The following is a 17,577-nucleotide window of genomic DNA, read 5'->3' on the forward strand; positions in this document are numbered from 1 at the left end:
AACAAGGTTTCCAGAAGATGTTCTTGACAGTCGGCCACCCGGTTCCTACAGTCCCGGAAAGCGCTTTCCAGCTCCCTGGGACGGACCACTGGAACCGCGCCGTGCGTGGCATCGACAGACGACCCGTCCAGCGATGACGTCCCAGGAGTGGCACTCATGTCGGAGAACAGCGGCACCGCCGTGCTCGACCCGCCGGTCATCGACCAGCCGGCAGCACCGGTGCGGCGCAAGCGCAAGCGGCACAAGCACAACCTCGCGGGTTACGCGTTCCTCACGCCCTGGCTGATCGGCCTGTTCGCGTTCACGCTGATCCCGATGGTGTACTCGCTGTACCTGTCGCTGACGAAGTTCAACCTGCTCACGCCTCCACAGTGGATCGGTGCGGAGAACTACGTCCGGTTGTTCTCCGACGAGCGGTACCTGCAGTCCATCAAGGTCACGTTGCTCTACGTCGTGACGTCTGTACCGCTCAAGCTCGCCGCGGCCCTGCTGGTCGCCGTCGCGCTCAACCGCGGGCTGAAGGCGCTGGGCTTCTACCGCGCGACCTTCTACCTGCCGTCGCTGCTCGGCGCGAGCGTCGCGGTGTCGGTGATGTGGCGGCAGATCTTCTCCCGCGACGGCCTGGTCAACCAGTTCCTCGGGCTGTTCGGCGTCCAGGGCGCCGACTGGATCGGTGACCCGCGGTACGCGCTGTGGACGCTGGTGCTGCTGTCCGGCTGGCAGTTCGGCACGCCGATGCTGATCTTCCTGGCCGGGCTCAAGCAGCTGCCGCAGGACCTCTACGAGGCCGCCGCGATCGACGGCGCCGGCCGGTTCACGGTGTTCTTCAAGATCACGCTGCCGCTGCTGTCCCCCATGGTCTTCTTCAACCTCGTGCTGGAGACGATCAACGCCTTCCAGACGTTCACGCCGGCGTACGTCATCTCGAACGGCCTCGGCGGACCGATCGACTCGACCCTCCTGTACACGCTCTACCTGTACCTCAAGGGATTCGGCAGCATGCAGATGGGCTACGCCTCCGCGATGGCGTGGGTGTTGTTCGCCGTGATCGGCCTCTTCACGGCGATCTACTTCTGGTCGGCCCGCAAGTGGGTGAACTATGCGGACTGAGAAGAAGCAGGTCCACTGGCGGGCGCACGCCGTGCTGATCGTCGTGCTCGTGGCGATGATCTACCCGATGGTCTGGCTGGTCGGCGCGTCGTTCAAGCCGGAGAACCAGATCTTCTCCACGATGAACCCCCTGCCGCTCGCCTTCACGATCAGCAACTACATCACCGGCTGGACGGCCACGGGCAACTCGTTCACGCTCTACCTGGCCAACTCGCTGACGGTCTCGCTCTGCACGGTGGTCGCGAACGTGGCGGCCTGCTCGGTGGCGGCGTACGCCTTCGCCCGCCTGGACTTCGCGTTCCGCAAGTTCTGGTTCGCGTTGATGCTCGGCACGATGATGCTGCCGTTCCAGGCGACCCTGATCCCGCAGTACACGATCTTCTACCAGCTGAACTGGATCAACACGTTCCTGCCGCTGGTCGTGCCCTACCTGCTGGCCACGGACGCGTTCTTCATCTTCCTGATGGTGCAGTTCATCCGCGGCATCCCGCGTGAGCTGGACGAGGCGGCGGAACTGGACGGCGCGGGGCACGTGCGGGTGTTCTTCAGCGTCATCCTGCCGCTGCTGAGGCCGGCTCTGCTCACCACCACGATCCTGACGTTCATCTGGACGTTCAACGACTTCCTGCGCCAGCTGGTCTACCTGTCGGACCACTCGCGCTACACCGCGCCGCTCGGTCTCAACGCGTTCGTCGACCGGGCCAGCGGCTCCAGCTACGGAGGCATGCTCGCGATGTCCGTCGTGACGCTCGTCCCCACCGTCGCCGTCTTCATCGTCTCGCAACGCCGCCTCGTCGAGGGCGTCGCGACCACCGGCATCAAGTAACGCATGAACGGCGCTTTTGTCCACCTCAGGTGCACAAAAGCGCCGTTCATCGCCTTTCACCGCCAAGAAAGGGATCCACATGTCCATCTCCAGGAGGGGCCTCTTCGGCCTGGCCGGTGGTCTCGCCGCCGCGTCCGTCGCCGGCTGCGGGTTCGCGCCGACCAACAGCGGTGGCGCGGCGAACAACTCGCTGACGTTCCGCTGGTGGGGCGGTGAAGCGCGCAACAAGGCGTACCAGAGCGCCCTGCAGATCTTCACGCAGAAGAACGGCACCAAGGTCGATCCCCAGTACTCCGGCTACGACGGGTACTTCAACAAGCTCAACACCGAGTTCGCGGGCGGCAACCCGCCGGACCTGTTCCAGATGGACACCGCGCTGGTCAGCACCTACGCCGCCAAGGGCGTGCTGACCGACCTGGGCTCGTTCATCCCGAGCACGATCCACATGGACACGCTCTACTCCGCGGTGCGCGGGGCGGGCGTGGTCGACGGCAAGACCTACGGCGTGCCGTCCGGGTCGGGGTACGCGCCGGTGCTGTACGACAAGACCCTCTTCGAGCAGGCCAAGATCCCGGTGCCTGCCGACAACTGGACGTGGGACGACTTCGGCCGCATTGCCGGTGAGATGTCGAAGGCCCTCGGCCAAGGCAAGTACGGCGCCCTGGACGCGTCGAAGGACGACTCCGGCGCGTTGCAGCCGTGGCTCCGCCAGCGCGGCAAGGACCTCTACACCGGCGACGGCAAGCTGGGCTTCACCAAGGACGACCTCTCCGAGTGGTTCGCGATGTGGGACAAGCTGCGCAAGGCCGGCGCGATCTGCCCGCCGGAGATGCTGTCCAACACCGACTCGGCGACGGGCAACCACCCGCTGATCTCGGGCTCGATCGCGATGACCACGGGCTGGGGACTCGCGCAGATGGCGCCGCTGACCCAGCACACGCTCGACATCGTGGTGGTGCCGCGCGGCAGCAACGGCAAGACCGGCCAGGCGCTCAGCGGCGGTGTGCTGCTGTGCATCCCGGTCAAGAGCAAGAACCCGGAGGCGGCCGCCAAGCTGATCGACCTGTTCATCAGCGACGTGGACGCGATCAAGGCCATGGCCATGACCCGCGGCATCCCGCCGTCGGCCAAGGCGCTGGAGACCCTGTCGCCGAACCTCACCGCGGCGGACAAGCGCGATGTGACGTACGCGCAGTACGTGGCCGACGAGGTGGCGAAGGACGCGCTCCCGCCCGCCCCCACCGCGCCTCCCGGGTACAACGACGCCAAGACGGCGCTCGACGCGGCGGCCAAGCAGGTCGCGTTCGGCAAGATGTCCATTCCCGACGCGGTCGCGCAGTACTTCCGCGACGCCGAGGCAGCACTTCAAGGGGCCAAGTAACACCGTGCCGAGCAATCCTGGGGTGGTCGTCGAAAGCACGGATCTGTTCGTCGGCCCGGTTTCCGCGCCACGGCAGCTGGTCCGGGTGACCGTGGCGGTGCCGCGGCCCGAACCGGTGTGGGTGCGGATCACCGGGCCGCTGGTCCGCACACCCGAGCCCGTGCGGGTGGCGGCAGGTCACGGCGAGGTGGTGGCCGAGGTCGGCGTGGTCTTCTCCGCGCCGACCACGACGGGCACCGCCTATCCGGCGACCGTCCTGGTCGCGCCCGTCAGCGGCGCGCCGCCGCACGCCTGGGACGTCACCGTGACGGTGGCCGAGGCCGGGTGGACGATGTGGATGGTCTCGCACTTCCACTACGACCCGGTGTGGTGGAACACCCAGGCGGGCTTCACCGAGACGTGGCTCGACCTGCCGGGCGCGCAGGCCAAGCGGATGTCGTTCCAGCTCTCGGCGTTCGACCTCGTCCGCGCGCACCTCGACGCGGCGAGGGAGGACGAGGACTACCGGTTCGTGCTCGCGGAGGTCGACTACCTCAAGCCGCACTGGGACGCGTTCCCCGGTGACCGGTCCGACCTGCGGCGGTTCCTGCGCGAGGGCCGCATCGAGATCGTCGGCGGCAACTACAACGAGGCCAACACCAACCTCACCCATCCCGAGTCGACCGTGCGCAACGCGGTCTACGGCGTCGGTTTCCAGCGGGACGTGCTGGGCGCCGACCCGCAGTCCGCGTGGATGCTCGACGTGTTCGGCCACGACCCGTCGTATCCGGGGCTGATGGCGGACGCGGGACTCACGTCGAGCGTGTGGGCGCGCGGGCCGTGGCACCACGTCGGGGCCAAGCGGCACACCGGCGACATCACCAGGATGCAGTTCCCGTCCGAGTTCGAGTGGATCTCGCCGAGCGGTCGCGGCGTGCTGACGGCCTACCTCGCCGACCACTACGTGGCGGGGTGGGACATCGAGCGCAAGTCCACTTTGGACGAGGCGATGGCGGAGGCGTACCGGCAGTTCTCGACGTTGCGCAAGGTCGCGGCCACCCGCAACGTGCTGCTGCCGGTCGGGCACGACCACAACGTGCCGTCGCGGTTCTGCACGGAGATCCACCGCGCCTGGAACGCCAAGTACGTCTGGCCGCGGTTCGTCGTCGGGCTCCCCCGCGACTTCTTCGCCGCGGTGCGCGCGGACGCGTCGGCGCGCTCGGTGACGTTCAGCCCGCAGACCAGGGACATGAACCCCGTCTACACCGGAAAGGACGTCTCGTACATCGACACCAAGCAGGCGCAGCGCGCGGCCGAGGTGGCGGTGCTCGACGGCGAACGGCTGGCGGCGCTGACGACGTTGCTCGGCGCCGGGTACCCGGACCTCGCGCTGGACAAGGCCTGGCGGCAGCTCGTCTACGGCGCGCACCACGACGCCATCACCGGCACCGAGTCCGACCAGGTCTACCTCGACCTGCTGACGGGGTGGCGGGAAGCGGACGACCTCGGCCGTTCCGTCGTCACCGGCGCGATCTCGCACCTGGCGTCCCGCGCGGACACGACAGGGGACGGCGAGGCGGTGATGGTCGTCAACGCCCTCGCGTTCGAGCGGGACGCCGTCGCGACCGTGACGGTCTTCCTGCCGGGCTTCCGCGGCGCTCGCGTCATGGACGCCGACGGCGCAGAGGTCCCCGCGGTGACCGAAGCCGTGGTGCGCAACACGGACGACACGCTCGAACTGACGCTGACCTTCCTGGCGCAGAGGGTTCCGGCGACCGGCTACCGGGTGTACCGGGTGGTCGACGCTCCTTCGACGCCGCCGCGCTGGACTCCGCGCACCGGCACGGCCACCGCCTCCGAGTGGTTCTCCGTCCAGGCGGATCCGGCGCGGGGCGGGGCGCTGGAGAGCGTGTACGACCGGGTCGCCGACCGTGAGCTGGTGCGGCCAGGCGGTCTCGCGGCGGAACTGCTCGTGCAGGAGGAACATTCCGGCCACCCGGTGTGGGGCGAGGGTCCGTGGCACCTGCTGCCCAAGGGCCCCGGCACCACCGCGGGCCCGGCTGACGTGCACGTCGAGACCAGCCCCCTGGGCGAACGGCTCGTCACCCGCACGGTTCTCGACGACCTGCGGATCACACAGCACGTGACGTTGTGGCACGGCCTGCCGCGCGTCGAGCTCAAGTCCTTCGTGGACGGTTCGATCGGTCAGGACCGGTTGCTGCGCAGCCGGTTCGCCTTCGACCTGCCCGGTGCGCTGCCGGTCGCCGAGGTCGGGTTCGCCGCGGTGGGCCGGTCGTTCGGCTTCCCCGACGTGGACGCGGCGAAGCACCTGTGGACGCTGGACAGCCCCGCGCACACGTGGGCCGGGCTCTCCTCCACCGTGCGCCTGCGGCTGCCCGACGGCACTCTGCACGCCGTCGGGGTCGCCGAGGTCGTGGCGGAGGACGGGCGGGACCTGGTGGCCGCGCTGGCCGCCAAGGGCGTCACCGCCACCTGCACCCGTCCCGACGGTCCTCGTTACGGCGCGCTCGACGTCGACTCCAACCTGCCCGACGTGCGCATCGTGGTGGGCGACAACGAGTTCACGGCCGCCGTGCTCGACGGCTCGCCCGAGCTCCGTTCCCTGCTCGACACCACCGGTAGGGTGTTCGTGCCCGCCGAACGGTCGCGAGCAGAGCAGTGGGTGCCCGACGCCGACCTGCGCGGGCCGCGTGACCTGCCGGTGCTGATCGTCACCGACGCCGGCGCGCTGGTCGACGACCTGGCCGACGCCTGCGTCGAAGTGGCGGGCCCGGGGACGACCGATCCGCTGACCGACCACTCGGTGGCCGTGGTCAACCGCGGCACGCCGGGCTTCGTCGTGGCACCGGACGGCACGCTGCACGTGTCACTGATGCGGTCGTGCAGCGGATGGCCCGCCGGGGTGTGGATCGACGGCGACCGCCGCCGGGTGCCGGACGGGTCCAGCTTCGCCTGGCAGCACTGGTCCCACACGTTCGAGCTGAGCCTGGTCTCCGGCGCGGGCGACTGGCGTCGGGCCGGGTTCGCGCGCACCGGTCAGGACGTCAACCACCCCGTCCACACCCAGCAGGTGCCGTCCACGACCGGCGATCTCCCTCGTGAGCTCAGCCTGATGGCCGTGTCACCGCCCGAGGTGCTGCTGACCGCGGTCAAGGTCCGCGGCAACCCGCTGGCGTCCGGTCTGTCGGACGACCCCGGTTCCGACCTCGCGGTGCGGCTGTACGAGTCGGCGGGTTCACCGGTGACCGCGTCGGTGACGGTGCACGGAGGCATCACCGCCGCCCACCGCACGGATCTCCTGGAGGAACGGGATCTCGAACCACTGACCGTCCACTCGGGACAGGCGGAGGTCGCGCTCGGCGCGGCGGACGTGGCAACGCTGCGGCTCGTGCCGGCGTCTGTTCCCGCCCGCCCGCCCGTCGCACTGCCCGAGCCGAGCCACCTCTACACGAAGTACTGGCGCCACAACACCGGACCCGCTCCGACCGGCAACCTCCCGGTGGCGGTGCACGTGACGCCGTCGTTCACGCGACTGGCCCCCGGCGCCACCGGCCAGGTGCGCATCACGGTCAGCTGCAGCGCCTCCCCCGCCAAGGGACGCCTGGAGTTCACCGACGGCCAGTCGTGGGACTACGACCTGGCCGCCGGTGAGTTCGCCGAGTTCACCGCGACCGTGAAGGCCAGGCCGGGCCGTCACCTGCACGCGGCACGCGTCCGCGACCACCTCGGCCAGGTGCTGGAGGACACGGTCGAGGTGGTGTCCGGCCACACCACCGACCGGGAGCTGGTGGACGTCCAGCTCCGGGCAGGTGCGCTTCTGCTGGCACCCGGCGAGCACGCACTGTTGCCGGTGACGCTGCAGAACCGGGTGCAGAGCGAGATCCGCGGCGAGGTGGCCGTGATCAGTCCGTTCGGCACCTGGTCCGGTGACGTCGCCATCGGTCCGGCGACCCAGCCGTTCGTGATCCCGCCGGGAGGCAAGATCACGGTGCCGGTCACGGCCACCGCGGCGGCCACCGCCCGGCGCGGCGCGCACTGGTGGGCGCTGGTGAGGGTGGTGGCGCACGGCAGGCTGCACTACTCGCCGACCGTGCCGATCAGCGTGAGGTGATCGCTCCGTGGCCTTGGCCCCGACCTGGACGAAAGCTTCGACTGTTAGCGCTAACATGACGCAATGAGCCGTTCCGACACCGTTCAGAGCACCGGGACTCCCACGGTCACCACCGAGCACTTCGGCACAGTCGGTGACACGGACGTCCACCGTTTCGTGCTGACCAATCCCGGTGGCATCACCGTCCGCGTGCTGGACCTCGGAGGCGTGATCCAGTCGATCGACGCGCCGGACCGCGAGGGCGAGCGGGCGAACGTCGTGCTCGGGTTCTCCGACCTCGCCGGGTACGTGGCCAACAACGCGCCGGACGCGGGTCGCGTGTTCTTCGGGGCGTTGATCGGCCGCTACGCGAACAGGATCGCGAACGCGACGTTCAGCCTCGACGGCGAGGAGTACCGGGTCGACGCCAACGAGAACGGCAAGTGCCTGCACGGCGGCTCTGCGGGCTTCGACACGCACGTGTGGCAGGCGGCGCCGTTCAGCGACTCCGACGGCGCCGGTGTCGTGCTCACCCACGTCAGCCCGGACGGCGACCAGGGCTTCCCCGGCAGGGTCGCGGTCGCCGTGACGTACCGGCTCGACGCGCGGAACCGGCTGAGCATCAGCTACCGCGCGGAGACCGACGCGCCGACGGTGCTGAACCTGACCAACCACACGTACTGGAACCTCGCCGGTGAAGGCGCCGGCGACGTCCACGACCACCTGCTGACGATCCGCGCCGGATCGTTCTGCGCGGTCGACGACGCGTTGATCCCGAAGGGCGACCCGGTCCCGGTCGGCGGCACCCCGTTCGACTTCCGCGAGGCCACCACGATCGGCGCGCGCATCGCCGCACCCGACCCCCAGCTGCAGCTCGCGCACGGCTACGACCACAACTGGGTGCTCGACGAGGCGGGCTCGCTCTCGTTCGCCGCACGGGTGCACGACCCGGGCTCCGGGCGGACGCTCACCGTGTCCACGACCGAGCCGGGCCTGCAGTTCTACTCCGGCAACTTCCTGTCCGACGCGCTGACCGGCCCGAGCGGGCCGTACCAGCCCCGCGCGGGCTTCGCGTTGGAGGCACAGCACTTCCCCGACTCGCCGAACCGCCCCGACTTTCCGAGCACCGTGCTGCGGCCGGGCGAGACCTACCACCAGGAGACTGTCTACGAGGTGCACCTCGACGGTCACTGACGACTCTGCCGAGGCTGAACGTCAGGTCTTCGACCCGCCGGCAACCTGAATGAGTACGTCGTGTTGTTTGGCGCGAAAAGCACGTTCGGGCCGATAGATGGCCCGAACGTGCTTTTCGCGCNCCCCCCGCCAAACAACACGGGGCGACACGCTGGCGACACGCCGATGTTGCGTCCTGACCGTTCGACCTCAGTAGCTAAGTCAAGACGGGTAGCCAGTAGACCGAGACCTGCTCTCCAGCTCGAAGCCGGCGATCCGCGCCGTCAGGTCGAGCTCGGCGGTGCGGAACAACCGCGTCTCCTGGTCGTCGCCGAACCGGAGGTGGTACGAGAGCATCTGCTGGCAGACGAGGTCCTGCCACCGGCGGCCAGTTCCGCGAGCCTGTCGACCATCGGCCCGACCACCTCACGATCTTCGTGCCGGTCCGGTCAGGAGACGGTGAAGGCCGGCGTCGCTCCGGTGAAGCCGGTGATCTTGCCGGTCCAGCCGCTCTTCTCGTCACCGTGGTGCAGGATCCGGTAGGTGCCCGCGGGCGTGTCCGCAGGGATCTGCCAGGTGATCGTGGCGTTCGAGAACGCGATGCCGACCCGTTCCCACTTGTAGCGCGTGGACCAGTCGCCGTCGTCGGCGACGCGCACCCACTGGCCGTTCACCTGCTGCTGCACTTCGAGGAACGTGTGGTTGCGGTGGAGGTTGTTCTTCGGGTGCCCGGTGACGAACACGGCCGTGACGGTCTCACCGCGCGCGTAGGACGACTTGGGCGCGTTGAGGACATCGCCGTACTTCTTGTCGGCGGGCTTGTCGTCGAGCACGACACCGGTCTGCAGGTTGATGTCGGTGAACGGCGGCTTGCCCGGCGTCGGACCGGCGGGGAGCTCGGTGCCGGCCTTCATCGACGCCGCGAGCTTGCCGAACTCCTGCTGGTAGGCGGGAGCGGTGTTGCGGCCGAACAACGTGGAGCCGCCCTCGTACTGCTGCGCGTCGTACTCCTCCGGCGTGGTGACGTACTGGCTGTAGTCGTTGGAGTAGCCCTGGATCAGCACGTTCTGCACGGGCACGCCGAGCTCGCCCGCGACGGCCTTGCGGATGCGCAGGCCCGCGGTGATCGTGACCTCGCCCGGCACCGCGACGAGGTGCAGCTGTCCGATGCGGATGATCTGCAACGGCAGGACGTTCGGCGTGGCGGCGACCAGACCCGTTGGCACCAAAGAGGCCTTCGGGAACTGGCAGTCCCGCAGCCACTGCGGAACCTCCATCTGCAGCGGCTCGAACAGCTTCTTCAACGGCGACTGCATGCCCTCGGAGAAGCCGGGGATCGCAGGGCCGTCCTCGACGCTGCCCGCGATCGTCGACGCGCCGACGACGCCCGAGCACGTCGTGCCGGGCTGGCCGGTCGTGGTGAAGCGGCCCTCGACCTGCACGGTCGACATGTCCACGAACCGCATCCGGTAGTCGACGCCGCCCGACACCGCGGACTGCGGGCCGCGGTAGATCTCCTGCGCCTTGCGGTTCTGGCGCTCGCCGATGATGCGGGCGTTCTCCCACTCGTTCTCGGTGGGGCCGGAACCGGGCTTGAGGTTGAGGTTCGGCGACATGTCACCGGCGTTGGTGTTCGGGAACGCCGCCACGAAGCCCGCGGCGTTGTCCAGGTACCGCACGCCCTTGTCGTCGTGCTCCCACTGGTAGGCCGCGTAACCCTTGTTGTCCGGGCTGATCAGCGTGTTGGCGTTGGTGACCGACGTGTTGTGCGTGGCGAACCAGCTGATCGCGCCGACGTCGGTGCCGGACTGGCGGAACTTGAGCACGGTCATCTGCGGGTCGATGCCCTGCGGGAAGAAACCCTTGTCGGGGTTGCGGTCGAACGCGACGCGCGACCGGTTCACCGACGCGTTCGTGAGTTCCCCGAAGCCGAGGCTGATCGAACCGGGTTTGAGGTCCTCGTGCGCCTCGACGACCGACTCGGTGATGCCGTCGACCACGGCCTGCAGGGCCTGGGGCTGCATGCCGAGGATCGAGAGGTTGTAGGCGAGGTTGTGCGAATAGCCGCCGGGCCCAGAGTGCGTGTGGGTGGCCGACAGCAGCAGGTTCTCGCGGGTGTAGGTGCTGCCGTACTTGGCCTGGAGCTTGCCGAGCACGCCCTCCTGCACCGCGCGGAAGATCATCGCGAGGTCGGCGTTGACGTACGCGACCCGCTTGTTCGTCGTCCGGTCCACCACGACGTACGCCCGCGACCGCAGCCGCTGCACGATGCCCGTCGTCTTCTGGTCGAACTTCGAGTAGCCCATCATGCCGTTCTCGGCGGCGGGGCCCGTGACATCGGAGATGCCCCTGCCCACGAGGTAGGGCTCGGGTTCCGCCCACGCGAACGGTCCGCTGACCAGGGCCGCACCGGCGAGAACCGCGACGAGCGTCAAGATCTTGGTCCGCATGGACACCCCGCTAAGTGAATTGGATTCACATTTCGCGCTGAACGGTAGGTGATCCAGGCCACTGCGAGCAAGTCACTGCGAGTGCATTCGCGGTGACGACGAGCAAGATTCCCGCCCAATGGTGGAGTGCGAGCTCCTCCCCCAGCACCAACAGTCCCGCGAGCGCCGCGAGCACCGGGTGAACGCTCATCGCCAGCCCGAACAGGCGCGCGGGCACCTTCCTGAGCACGATCACATCGACGGCGTACGGCACGACACTGCAGAACACGCCGGCGCCGATCGCGTACAGGAGCGACATCCCGGTCAACTTCCCGTGCAGCACCAGCAGCACCGCGACCGGGACGTAGAGCGTCGCGGACATCGCGGTGGCGACGGCGGGTGCCTGCAGCCCGGGCAGCCGTGCGCCGACGAGCCGGTTGAGCAGGATGTACGCGGCCCAGCACGCCGCGGCGAGCAGCCCGAGCCCGACGCCGAGGTAGTCGCTGCTCGGCCCCGGCAGCACCAGCACGTACACGCCCACGGCCGCGACCAGCACGAACAGGACGTCCCGGCGGCTGCGCGAGCCTCCCAGCGCGACCGCGAGCGGCCCGAGCACCTCCAGCGTGACGGCCAGGCCGAGCCCGATGCGGTCGACCGCCATGTACAGACTGAGGTTCATCGTCGCGAAGACCAGGCCGAGTCCGATCGTCGGCCACCACTGCGCCCAGGTGAACCTGCGCAGATCCGGTCGTGCCATCGGGAGCAGCACCGCGGCGGCCACCAGCTGCCGCACCGCGACGACACCGGCCGGGCCGATCGCGGCGAACGCCTGGGCGCCCACCGCGGCGCCGAGCTGGTTGCTGGCCGCACTCGCGGTCATCGTCGCGAATCCACCGATGCTCTTCACACTTTTGGATCCTGCGTCCACGGCATCGATACGGGAAATGCATGAGCTGTGCCACCTATACGCTGAACGCATGGATCTGCGGCACGTGCGGGCGTTCGTGGCGGTCGTCGACGCGGGGACGTTCACCGACGCGGCGAGGGAGCTCGACCTCACCCAGGCGTCGGTGTCCCGGTCGGTCGCCGCGCTGGAAGCGTCGCTGGGCGTGCGGCTGCTGCAGCGGTCGACCCGGCACGTCGCGCTCACCGCCGTGGGCGCCCAGGTGCTCGCCGGCGCCCGGCGAGTGCTGGACGAGGTCGCGCACCTGCACCGGATCGCCGCGCAGTCGTTGACCGAGCTGCGCATCGGTTACGCCTGGTCCGCGCTCGGCAAGCACACGCGGCGCGTGCAGAAGGCGTGGGCCGCACAGCACCCCGGCGTGCCGCTGGTGTTCGTCTACACGAACTCGGTGACCGCGGGCCTCGCCGAGGGCACCGCCGACGTCGCGGTCGTGCGCAAGGCCCTCGACGACCCGAGGTTCGAGACCGCGTTGCTCGGCACCGAACGGCGCTACGGCGTAGTGGCCACGGACAGCCCGTTGGCGCGCAAGCGTTCTCTCAAACTCGCCGACTTCGCCCGGTACGGGATCGCGGTGGACGACCGGACCGGGACCACCACCCTGGACCTGTGGCAGCCGGACCAGGCACCCGCGGTCGTCCGCAACACGCGTGGTGTCGACGAGTGGCTGACGCTCATCGCGGCCGGACAGGCCGTCGGCATGACCTCCGAGGCCACCGCGAGCCTCAACCCGCGCCCCGGCGTGGCGTACCGGGCGGTGGTGGACGCGCCGCCGATCCCGGTGTGGCTCGCGTGGTGGAAGGACCAGCCACCGCAGCACCTCGGCGACCTGATCACGCTGGCGTGCCAGGCGTACCGCTCCTGAGGTTCTCGCGCGCGAAGAACTCGTGCACCACCGCGATCAACGCCCTGGTGGCCGCGCCGGGCGCACGGTCAGCCGGTCGCGCGAGCCCGAGCGGCCAGCGCAGGTCCGCCCCGGTGACCTTCAGCCGGGCCACGCCCTGCGCGTCGGCGAGGACGTAACCGGGCAGGAACGCGACGCCGAGCCCGTGCCGCACGTAGTCGACGCCGGTGAAGATGTCGGACATCTCCAGCGTCACCCGGCGGGGCACGGCGGCCGCCGCGAACGCCCGGTCCGCCACCGCCCGGTTGCCGTAGCCCAGCGGCGAGTCGATGAAGTCCATTCCGGCCAGGTCGACGATGGGCACCTCGGTGCGCGTCGCCAGCGGATGTCCTCGGGGCACAACGAGATCCATGACCGAATGAGTCAGCTCGTCGAGAACGATCCCGTCCGGCACCTCACCGGGCAGCGACACGAACGTGAGGTCGAGCCGCCGGTCCAGCAGCTGCTCGACGAGCCCCAGCGAACCCGCGGCCGCCACACTCGTGCGGACGAGCACACCGGGATGACGCCGGTGGAACTCGCCGAGCAGCGCGGGCAGCCCGGCCAGCGTCACCGAGTTCAGCGTGCCGAGCCGCACCGTGCCTCTGAGCCCACCTCGGACCTGGTCCACGGCATCCCTCGCCTCGGTGACGGCGTCCAGCACGGCCTGCGCCCTGGGCAGCAGCGCCTCGCCGGCGTCGGTCAGCAGGACCCGCTTGGAGTTGCGGTCGAGCAGGGTGGCGCCGAGCTCGCGTTCGAGGGTCTTGATCGCGGCCGAGACCGCGGACTGCACCACGTGCACGCGGGCGGCGGCGCGGGTGAAGCTGCCTTCCTCGGCGACGGCGACGAAGTACTCCAACTGGCGGAGGTCCACACCAGCGAGTATCTCAGAAACTGATGATCGTCAGCTTCAACTTTCGTTGGACGTGATGAATCGAGGCACGCAGGGTGGAGGCATGTCCTTGCTCCTCGACTCGCCGGTCTCCCAGCGACCCGTCTCCCGCAGGCACGGCGCCGGTTTCTGGGCAGTCGGCGCGGCCTTCCTGGTCGCCATGGCCTACTCGACCGTCCCGGCCCCGCTCTTTCCCCTCTACGTCGCCCGCGAAGGCTTCTCCACCTTCGCCATCACCGTCGTGTTCGCGGCCTTCGCCGTCGGCGTCGTGATCAGCCTCGTCCTCGCGGGCCACGTCTCGGACCGGGTCGGCCGCAAGACCGTCCTCCTGCCCGCCCTGGGCCTCGAGGTGGTGTCGGCACTGCTCTTCCTGACCAGCACGTCGCTGCCGGTCCTGGTCCTCGCCCGCGTGGCCAACGGCCTGGGTGTCGGCATGATCGCCGCGACCGCCACCGCGTTCCTCCACGACCTGCACGCCCGCCACCGCCCCGGCGCCTCCCCGCGCCGTTTCGAGATCGTCTCGACCGCCGCCAACCTCGGCGGCCTCGGTGTCGGTGCACTGGTGGCCGGGTTGCTCGCCCAGCACGTCTCCTCGCCGTTGACCACCCCGTACGTCGTGCTGGCGGTGCTGTTGGTCGCGAGCATCGTCGCTGTGGCGTTGACGCCGGAAACCGTTGCGAGGCAACCGCTCGCCTACCGTCCACAACGGATTCGCGCGAACCACGGCTTCACCACCGCGGCAGGTGCGTTCTCGGCGTTCGCAGTGTTCGGCGTGTTCACCTCTGTCTCGCCGGGCTTCGTGGCGGGCGAGCTGCACCACCCGTCGCGGACGCTCGCCGGTCTCGTGGTGTTCACCGTGTTCGGCAGCGCGGCGCTCGCCCAGACCGTCACGGGCGGACTGTCCCTGACGGCACTGCGCAGGCTCGGCCTGGGCGGGCAGGGAATCGGTGTGGTGCTGGTCGTCGCCGGGATGTACGCGGCGAACTTCCCGTTGTTCCTGGCAGGCGGCGCGATCGCCGGTGTCGGCGCGGGCGTGCAGTTCAAGGCGGCGATCGGTGCCGTCACGAAGGCCGCGGTGCCGGAGAAGCGCGGGGAAGCGTTGGCGGGCCTGTTCTTCGTGGCCTACCTGGGGATGAGCGTGCCGTCGGTGTCGATCGGTCTCGCGACGAGGTTCCTCGCGCCGACGACGGTGATGACGTGGTTCGCGGGACTGCTGCTCGTGCTCCTGGCGGCACTGGCCGTTGCACGGCGGTCCACTCCCGGTCCCGCGTGATCGACACGAGGGACCGGGAGCGCCGGAATCAGTCCGTTCCCGACTCGATCGCCGCCGAGTCGAGCAGCGCGTCGGCCGCCGAGACGGTGCCGCGCGAGGCGATGACCTCCGCGCCGCCGTCCGGCACCTCGCCGATGAGCTTGGTCGGCTCGACCTGGGCCGCGATGAGCGCCGACTGGCGGGTGCCGACCATGCCGAGGCCCGCGAAGAGCTCCAGCTTGGCGCGCGAGTCCGCGATGTCGAGGTTGCGCATGGTCAGCTGGCCGATGCGGTCGACCGGGCCGAACGCCGAGTCCTCGGTGCGCTCCATCGACAGCTTGTCCGGGTGGTAGCTGAACGCCGGGCCCGACGTGTCGAGGATCGAGTAGTCGTCGCCCCTGCGCAGCCGCAGCGTGACCTCACCGGTGACCGCGGAACCGACCCAGCGCTGCAGCGACTCGCGCAGCATGAGCGACTGCGGGTCGAGCCAGCGGCCCTCGTACAGCAGGCGGCCGAGCTTGCGGCCCTCGTTGTGGTAGGCCGCGACGGTGTCCTCGTTGTGGATCGCGTTCACGAGACGGTCGTAGGCGATGTAGAGCAACGCCATGCCGGGCGCCTCGTAGATGCCGCGGCTCTTGGCCTCGATGATGCGGTTCTCGATCTGGTCGGACATGCCGAGACCATGACGGCCGCCGATGGCGTTCGCCTCCAGCACCAGGTCGACGGAGTTGCCGAACTCCTTGCCGTTGATGGTGACCGGGCGGCCCTGGTCGAAGCCGACGGTCACGTCCTCGGTCGCGATCTCGACCGACGGGTCCCAGAACTTGACGCCCATGATCGGCTCGACGATCTCGATGCCCTCGTTGAGCAGCTCGAGCGACTTGGCCTCGTGCGTCGCGCCCCAGATGTTCGCGTCGGTCGAGTAGGCCTTCTCGGTGCTGGAGCGATAGGGCAGGTCCCGCTCCTGCAACCACTCGGACATCTCCTTGCGGCCACCGAGTTCGGTGACGAACTCCGCGTCGAGCCACGGCTTGTAGATCCGCAGCGACGGGTTCGCGAGCAGGCCGTAGCGGTAGAACCGCTCGATGTCGTTGCCCTTGTAGGTAGAACCGTCACCCCAGATCTGGACGTCGTCGTCGAGCATGGCGCGCACGAGCATGGTGCCCGTGACCGCGCGCCCGAGCGGGGTGGTGTTGAAGTACGCGCGGCCACCGGAGCGGATGTGGAACGCGCCGCACGCCAGCGCCGCGAGCCCCTCCTCGACGAGCGCCGAGCGGCAGTCCACCAGACGCGCGATCTCGGCACCGTACGTGCCGGCGCGACCGGGGACCGTCTCGATCTCGGGCTCGTCGTACTGACCGATGTCCGCGGTGTACGTGCATGGCACCGCGCCCTTCTCACGCATCCACGCGACCGCGACGGACGTGTCGAGACCACCGGAGAAGGCGATGCCGACGCGTTCGCCGGCGGGAAGTGAAGTGAGCACCTTGGACACGTTGAGAATTATGCACGACAATGTATGAGCATGCACGTTGGGGGCTCTGTTAGTTGCGCCTCAGCGATGTCGTCGCTGGTAGTGAGCCACACGACGGGGTCTACCGCGAGCCGGGCCAGCGCGGCGTCGAGGCACTTGTACCGCAGCGGCCGGCCTCGGACGAACGGGCGCAGCACGACCGGCTCCACCGTGACGTGATCGATTCCGTTCCGCAGCTGTGAAATTGCCGGTCGGCAAAGATTCGGCGAACCACCTAGACGTGAACGCCGTTCATGTACCACCTTCTGCCTCGCAAGCCTCTCCGCAACCCTGCTCCCCCGGAATCGAGGCCACTGTTGAGGAAACTCCTACCCGCGCTGGCCGGCGCGCTCCTGATCACCGCCCTGCTCCCCGGTGTCGCGCTCGCCGACCCGCCGCAGGCCATCCCCGCCAACTTCACGGCGGAGGACGGCAAGTGGCAGCCGGCGTTCGACTACGACGGCGACGGCTGCTATCCGACCCCGGCGATCTCACCGACCGGTCAGGTGGCCACCGGCCTGAAGAACTCCGGTGCGCTCAACGGCCAGTGCCACGACAGGTCCGACCTGGACAACACCAACTCCTACAGCCGTTCCAAGTGCAACAACGGCTGGTGCGCCTACCTGTACGACCTGTACTTCGAGAAGGACCAGGCCGTGCCGGGCTGGGACTGCTGCGGGCACCGGCACGACATCGAGCACGTGGTCATCTGGGTGCAGAACGACGTGGCCCAGTACGTCTCGACGTCGGCGCACGGCAAGTACAGCACCTACTCGCGTGACAAGGTGGCCTGGGAAGGCACCCACGCGAAGATCATCTACCACAAGGACGGCGCCAGCACGCACTGCTTCCGTCTGGCCGGCTTCAACGAGCAGGCGGAGAACCACTACGGGGTCTACCAGTACCCCGCACTGGTCAGCTGGGACCGGTTCCCGGCCGGGGTGCGCGACATCCTCGTGAACGCGAACTTCGGCAGCGCCTCGCTGGCGATCAAGGACAGCGCGTTCAACCACAACCTCGCCAACGCCAAGCCCGCCGGGATCCCGTTCGACCCGAACGCGTAAGGC

13 protein-coding genes are annotated in these 17,577 nt (G+C 69.2%); 8 read left to right on the forward strand and 5 right to left on the reverse strand.

Annotated features, from left to right (window positions below; all coding sequences use genetic code 11):
• Positions 1-156: 156 nt before the first annotated feature.
• The 5 genes from ACFOWZ_RS01990 (at position 157) to ACFOWZ_RS02010 (ending at position 8,601) form a co-directional block, all read left to right on the forward strand.
• On the forward strand, positions 157-1,110 hold the full coding sequence (locus tag ACFOWZ_RS01990) for a carbohydrate ABC transporter permease (protein WP_382367674.1): 954 nt from the start codon (positions 157-159) through the stop codon (positions 1,108-1,110).
• Positions 1,100-1,936: a carbohydrate ABC transporter permease gene (locus tag ACFOWZ_RS01995; protein ID WP_382367677.1), complete on the forward strand. Its 837-nt coding sequence runs from the start codon at positions 1,100-1,102 to the stop codon at positions 1,934-1,936. The genes ACFOWZ_RS01990 and ACFOWZ_RS01995 overlap by 11 nt, the downstream gene beginning before the upstream one ends.
• 79 nt (positions 1,937-2,015) lie before the next feature.
• A complete protein-coding gene (locus ACFOWZ_RS02000) occupies positions 2,016-3,317 on the forward strand; it encodes an ABC transporter substrate-binding protein (protein WP_382367680.1) in 1,302 nt (433 codons plus the stop codon).
• 4 nt (positions 3,318-3,321) lie between these two features.
• Positions 3,322-7,428 (forward strand): glycoside hydrolase family 38 N-terminal domain-containing protein, encoded by a 4,107-nt coding sequence (locus ACFOWZ_RS02005; RefSeq protein ID WP_382367682.1) that lies wholly within the window; start codon positions 3,322-3,324, stop codon positions 7,426-7,428.
• Between the two features lie 63 nt (positions 7,429-7,491).
• Positions 7,492-8,601: an aldose epimerase family protein gene (locus ACFOWZ_RS02010; RefSeq protein ID WP_382367684.1), complete on the forward strand. Its 1,110-nt coding sequence runs from the start codon at positions 7,492-7,494 to the stop codon at positions 8,599-8,601.
• Positions 8,602-8,802: 201 nt separating this feature from the next.
• Here the strand turns inward: ACFOWZ_RS02010 and ACFOWZ_RS02015 are convergent, their stop codons facing one another.
• From ACFOWZ_RS02015 to ACFOWZ_RS02025, 3 genes are all read right to left on the reverse strand, one after another.
• On the reverse strand, positions 8,803-8,937 hold the full coding sequence (locus ACFOWZ_RS02015; protein ID WP_382367687.1) for a hypothetical protein: 135 nt from the start codon (positions 8,935-8,937) through the stop codon (positions 8,803-8,805).
• A gap of 92 nt (positions 8,938-9,029) precedes the next feature.
• Complete coding sequence (locus ACFOWZ_RS02020) at positions 9,030-11,030, reverse strand: neutral/alkaline ceramidase (RefSeq protein WP_382367689.1); 2,001 nt, start codon at positions 11,028-11,030, stop codon at positions 9,030-9,032.
• 25 nt (positions 11,031-11,055) lie between these two features.
• The gene (locus ACFOWZ_RS02025) at positions 11,056-11,916 is read right to left on the reverse strand and encodes an EamA family transporter (RefSeq protein ID WP_236703128.1); all 861 of its coding nucleotides are present in this window, start codon (positions 11,914-11,916) and stop codon (positions 11,056-11,058) included.
• Positions 11,917-11,986: 70 nt separating this feature from the next.
• Between ACFOWZ_RS02025 and ACFOWZ_RS02030 the strand changes: the two genes are divergently transcribed.
• The gene (locus tag ACFOWZ_RS02030) at positions 11,987-12,835 is read left to right on the forward strand and encodes a LysR family transcriptional regulator (RefSeq protein WP_382367693.1); all 849 of its coding nucleotides are present in this window, start codon (positions 11,987-11,989) and stop codon (positions 12,833-12,835) included.
• On the opposite strand, the gene ACFOWZ_RS02035 is transcribed toward ACFOWZ_RS02030, so the two are convergent.
• Entirely contained in the window at positions 12,804-13,727 is a 924-nt protein-coding gene (locus ACFOWZ_RS02035) for a LysR family transcriptional regulator (protein WP_382367696.1), read from the reverse strand. The two genes, ACFOWZ_RS02030 and ACFOWZ_RS02035, sit on opposite strands and share 32 nt — an antisense overlap.
• An 82-nt stretch (positions 13,728-13,809) precedes the next feature.
• On the opposite strand from ACFOWZ_RS02035, the gene ACFOWZ_RS02040 reads away from it, so the two are divergent.
• Positions 13,810-15,018 carry an MFS transporter gene (locus ACFOWZ_RS02040; RefSeq protein ID WP_382367699.1) on the forward strand — a complete coding sequence of 403 codons (1,209 nt, stop codon included), beginning with the start codon at positions 13,810-13,812 and terminating at the stop codon, positions 15,016-15,018.
• Between the two features lie 28 nt (positions 15,019-15,046).
• On the opposite strand, the gene argG is transcribed toward ACFOWZ_RS02040, so the two are convergent.
• Positions 15,047-16,492: an argininosuccinate synthase gene (gene argG, locus ACFOWZ_RS02045; protein WP_382367702.1), complete on the reverse strand. Its 1,446-nt coding sequence runs from the start codon at positions 16,490-16,492 to the stop codon at positions 15,047-15,049.
• 335 nt (positions 16,493-16,827) lie between these two features.
• Between argG and ACFOWZ_RS02050 the strand changes: the two genes are divergently transcribed.
• A complete protein-coding gene (locus ACFOWZ_RS02050) occupies positions 16,828-17,574 on the forward strand; it encodes an NPP1 family protein (RefSeq protein ID WP_382367705.1) in 747 nt (248 codons plus the stop codon).
• The last annotated feature ends 3 nt before the right edge of the window (positions 17,575-17,577 follow it).

Origin of the sequence: Lentzea rhizosphaerae (assembly GCF_042649515.1) — a bacterium.
GTDB classification, from domain to species: domain Bacteria; phylum Actinomycetota; class Actinomycetes; order Mycobacteriales; family Pseudonocardiaceae; genus Lentzea; species Lentzea aerocolonigenes.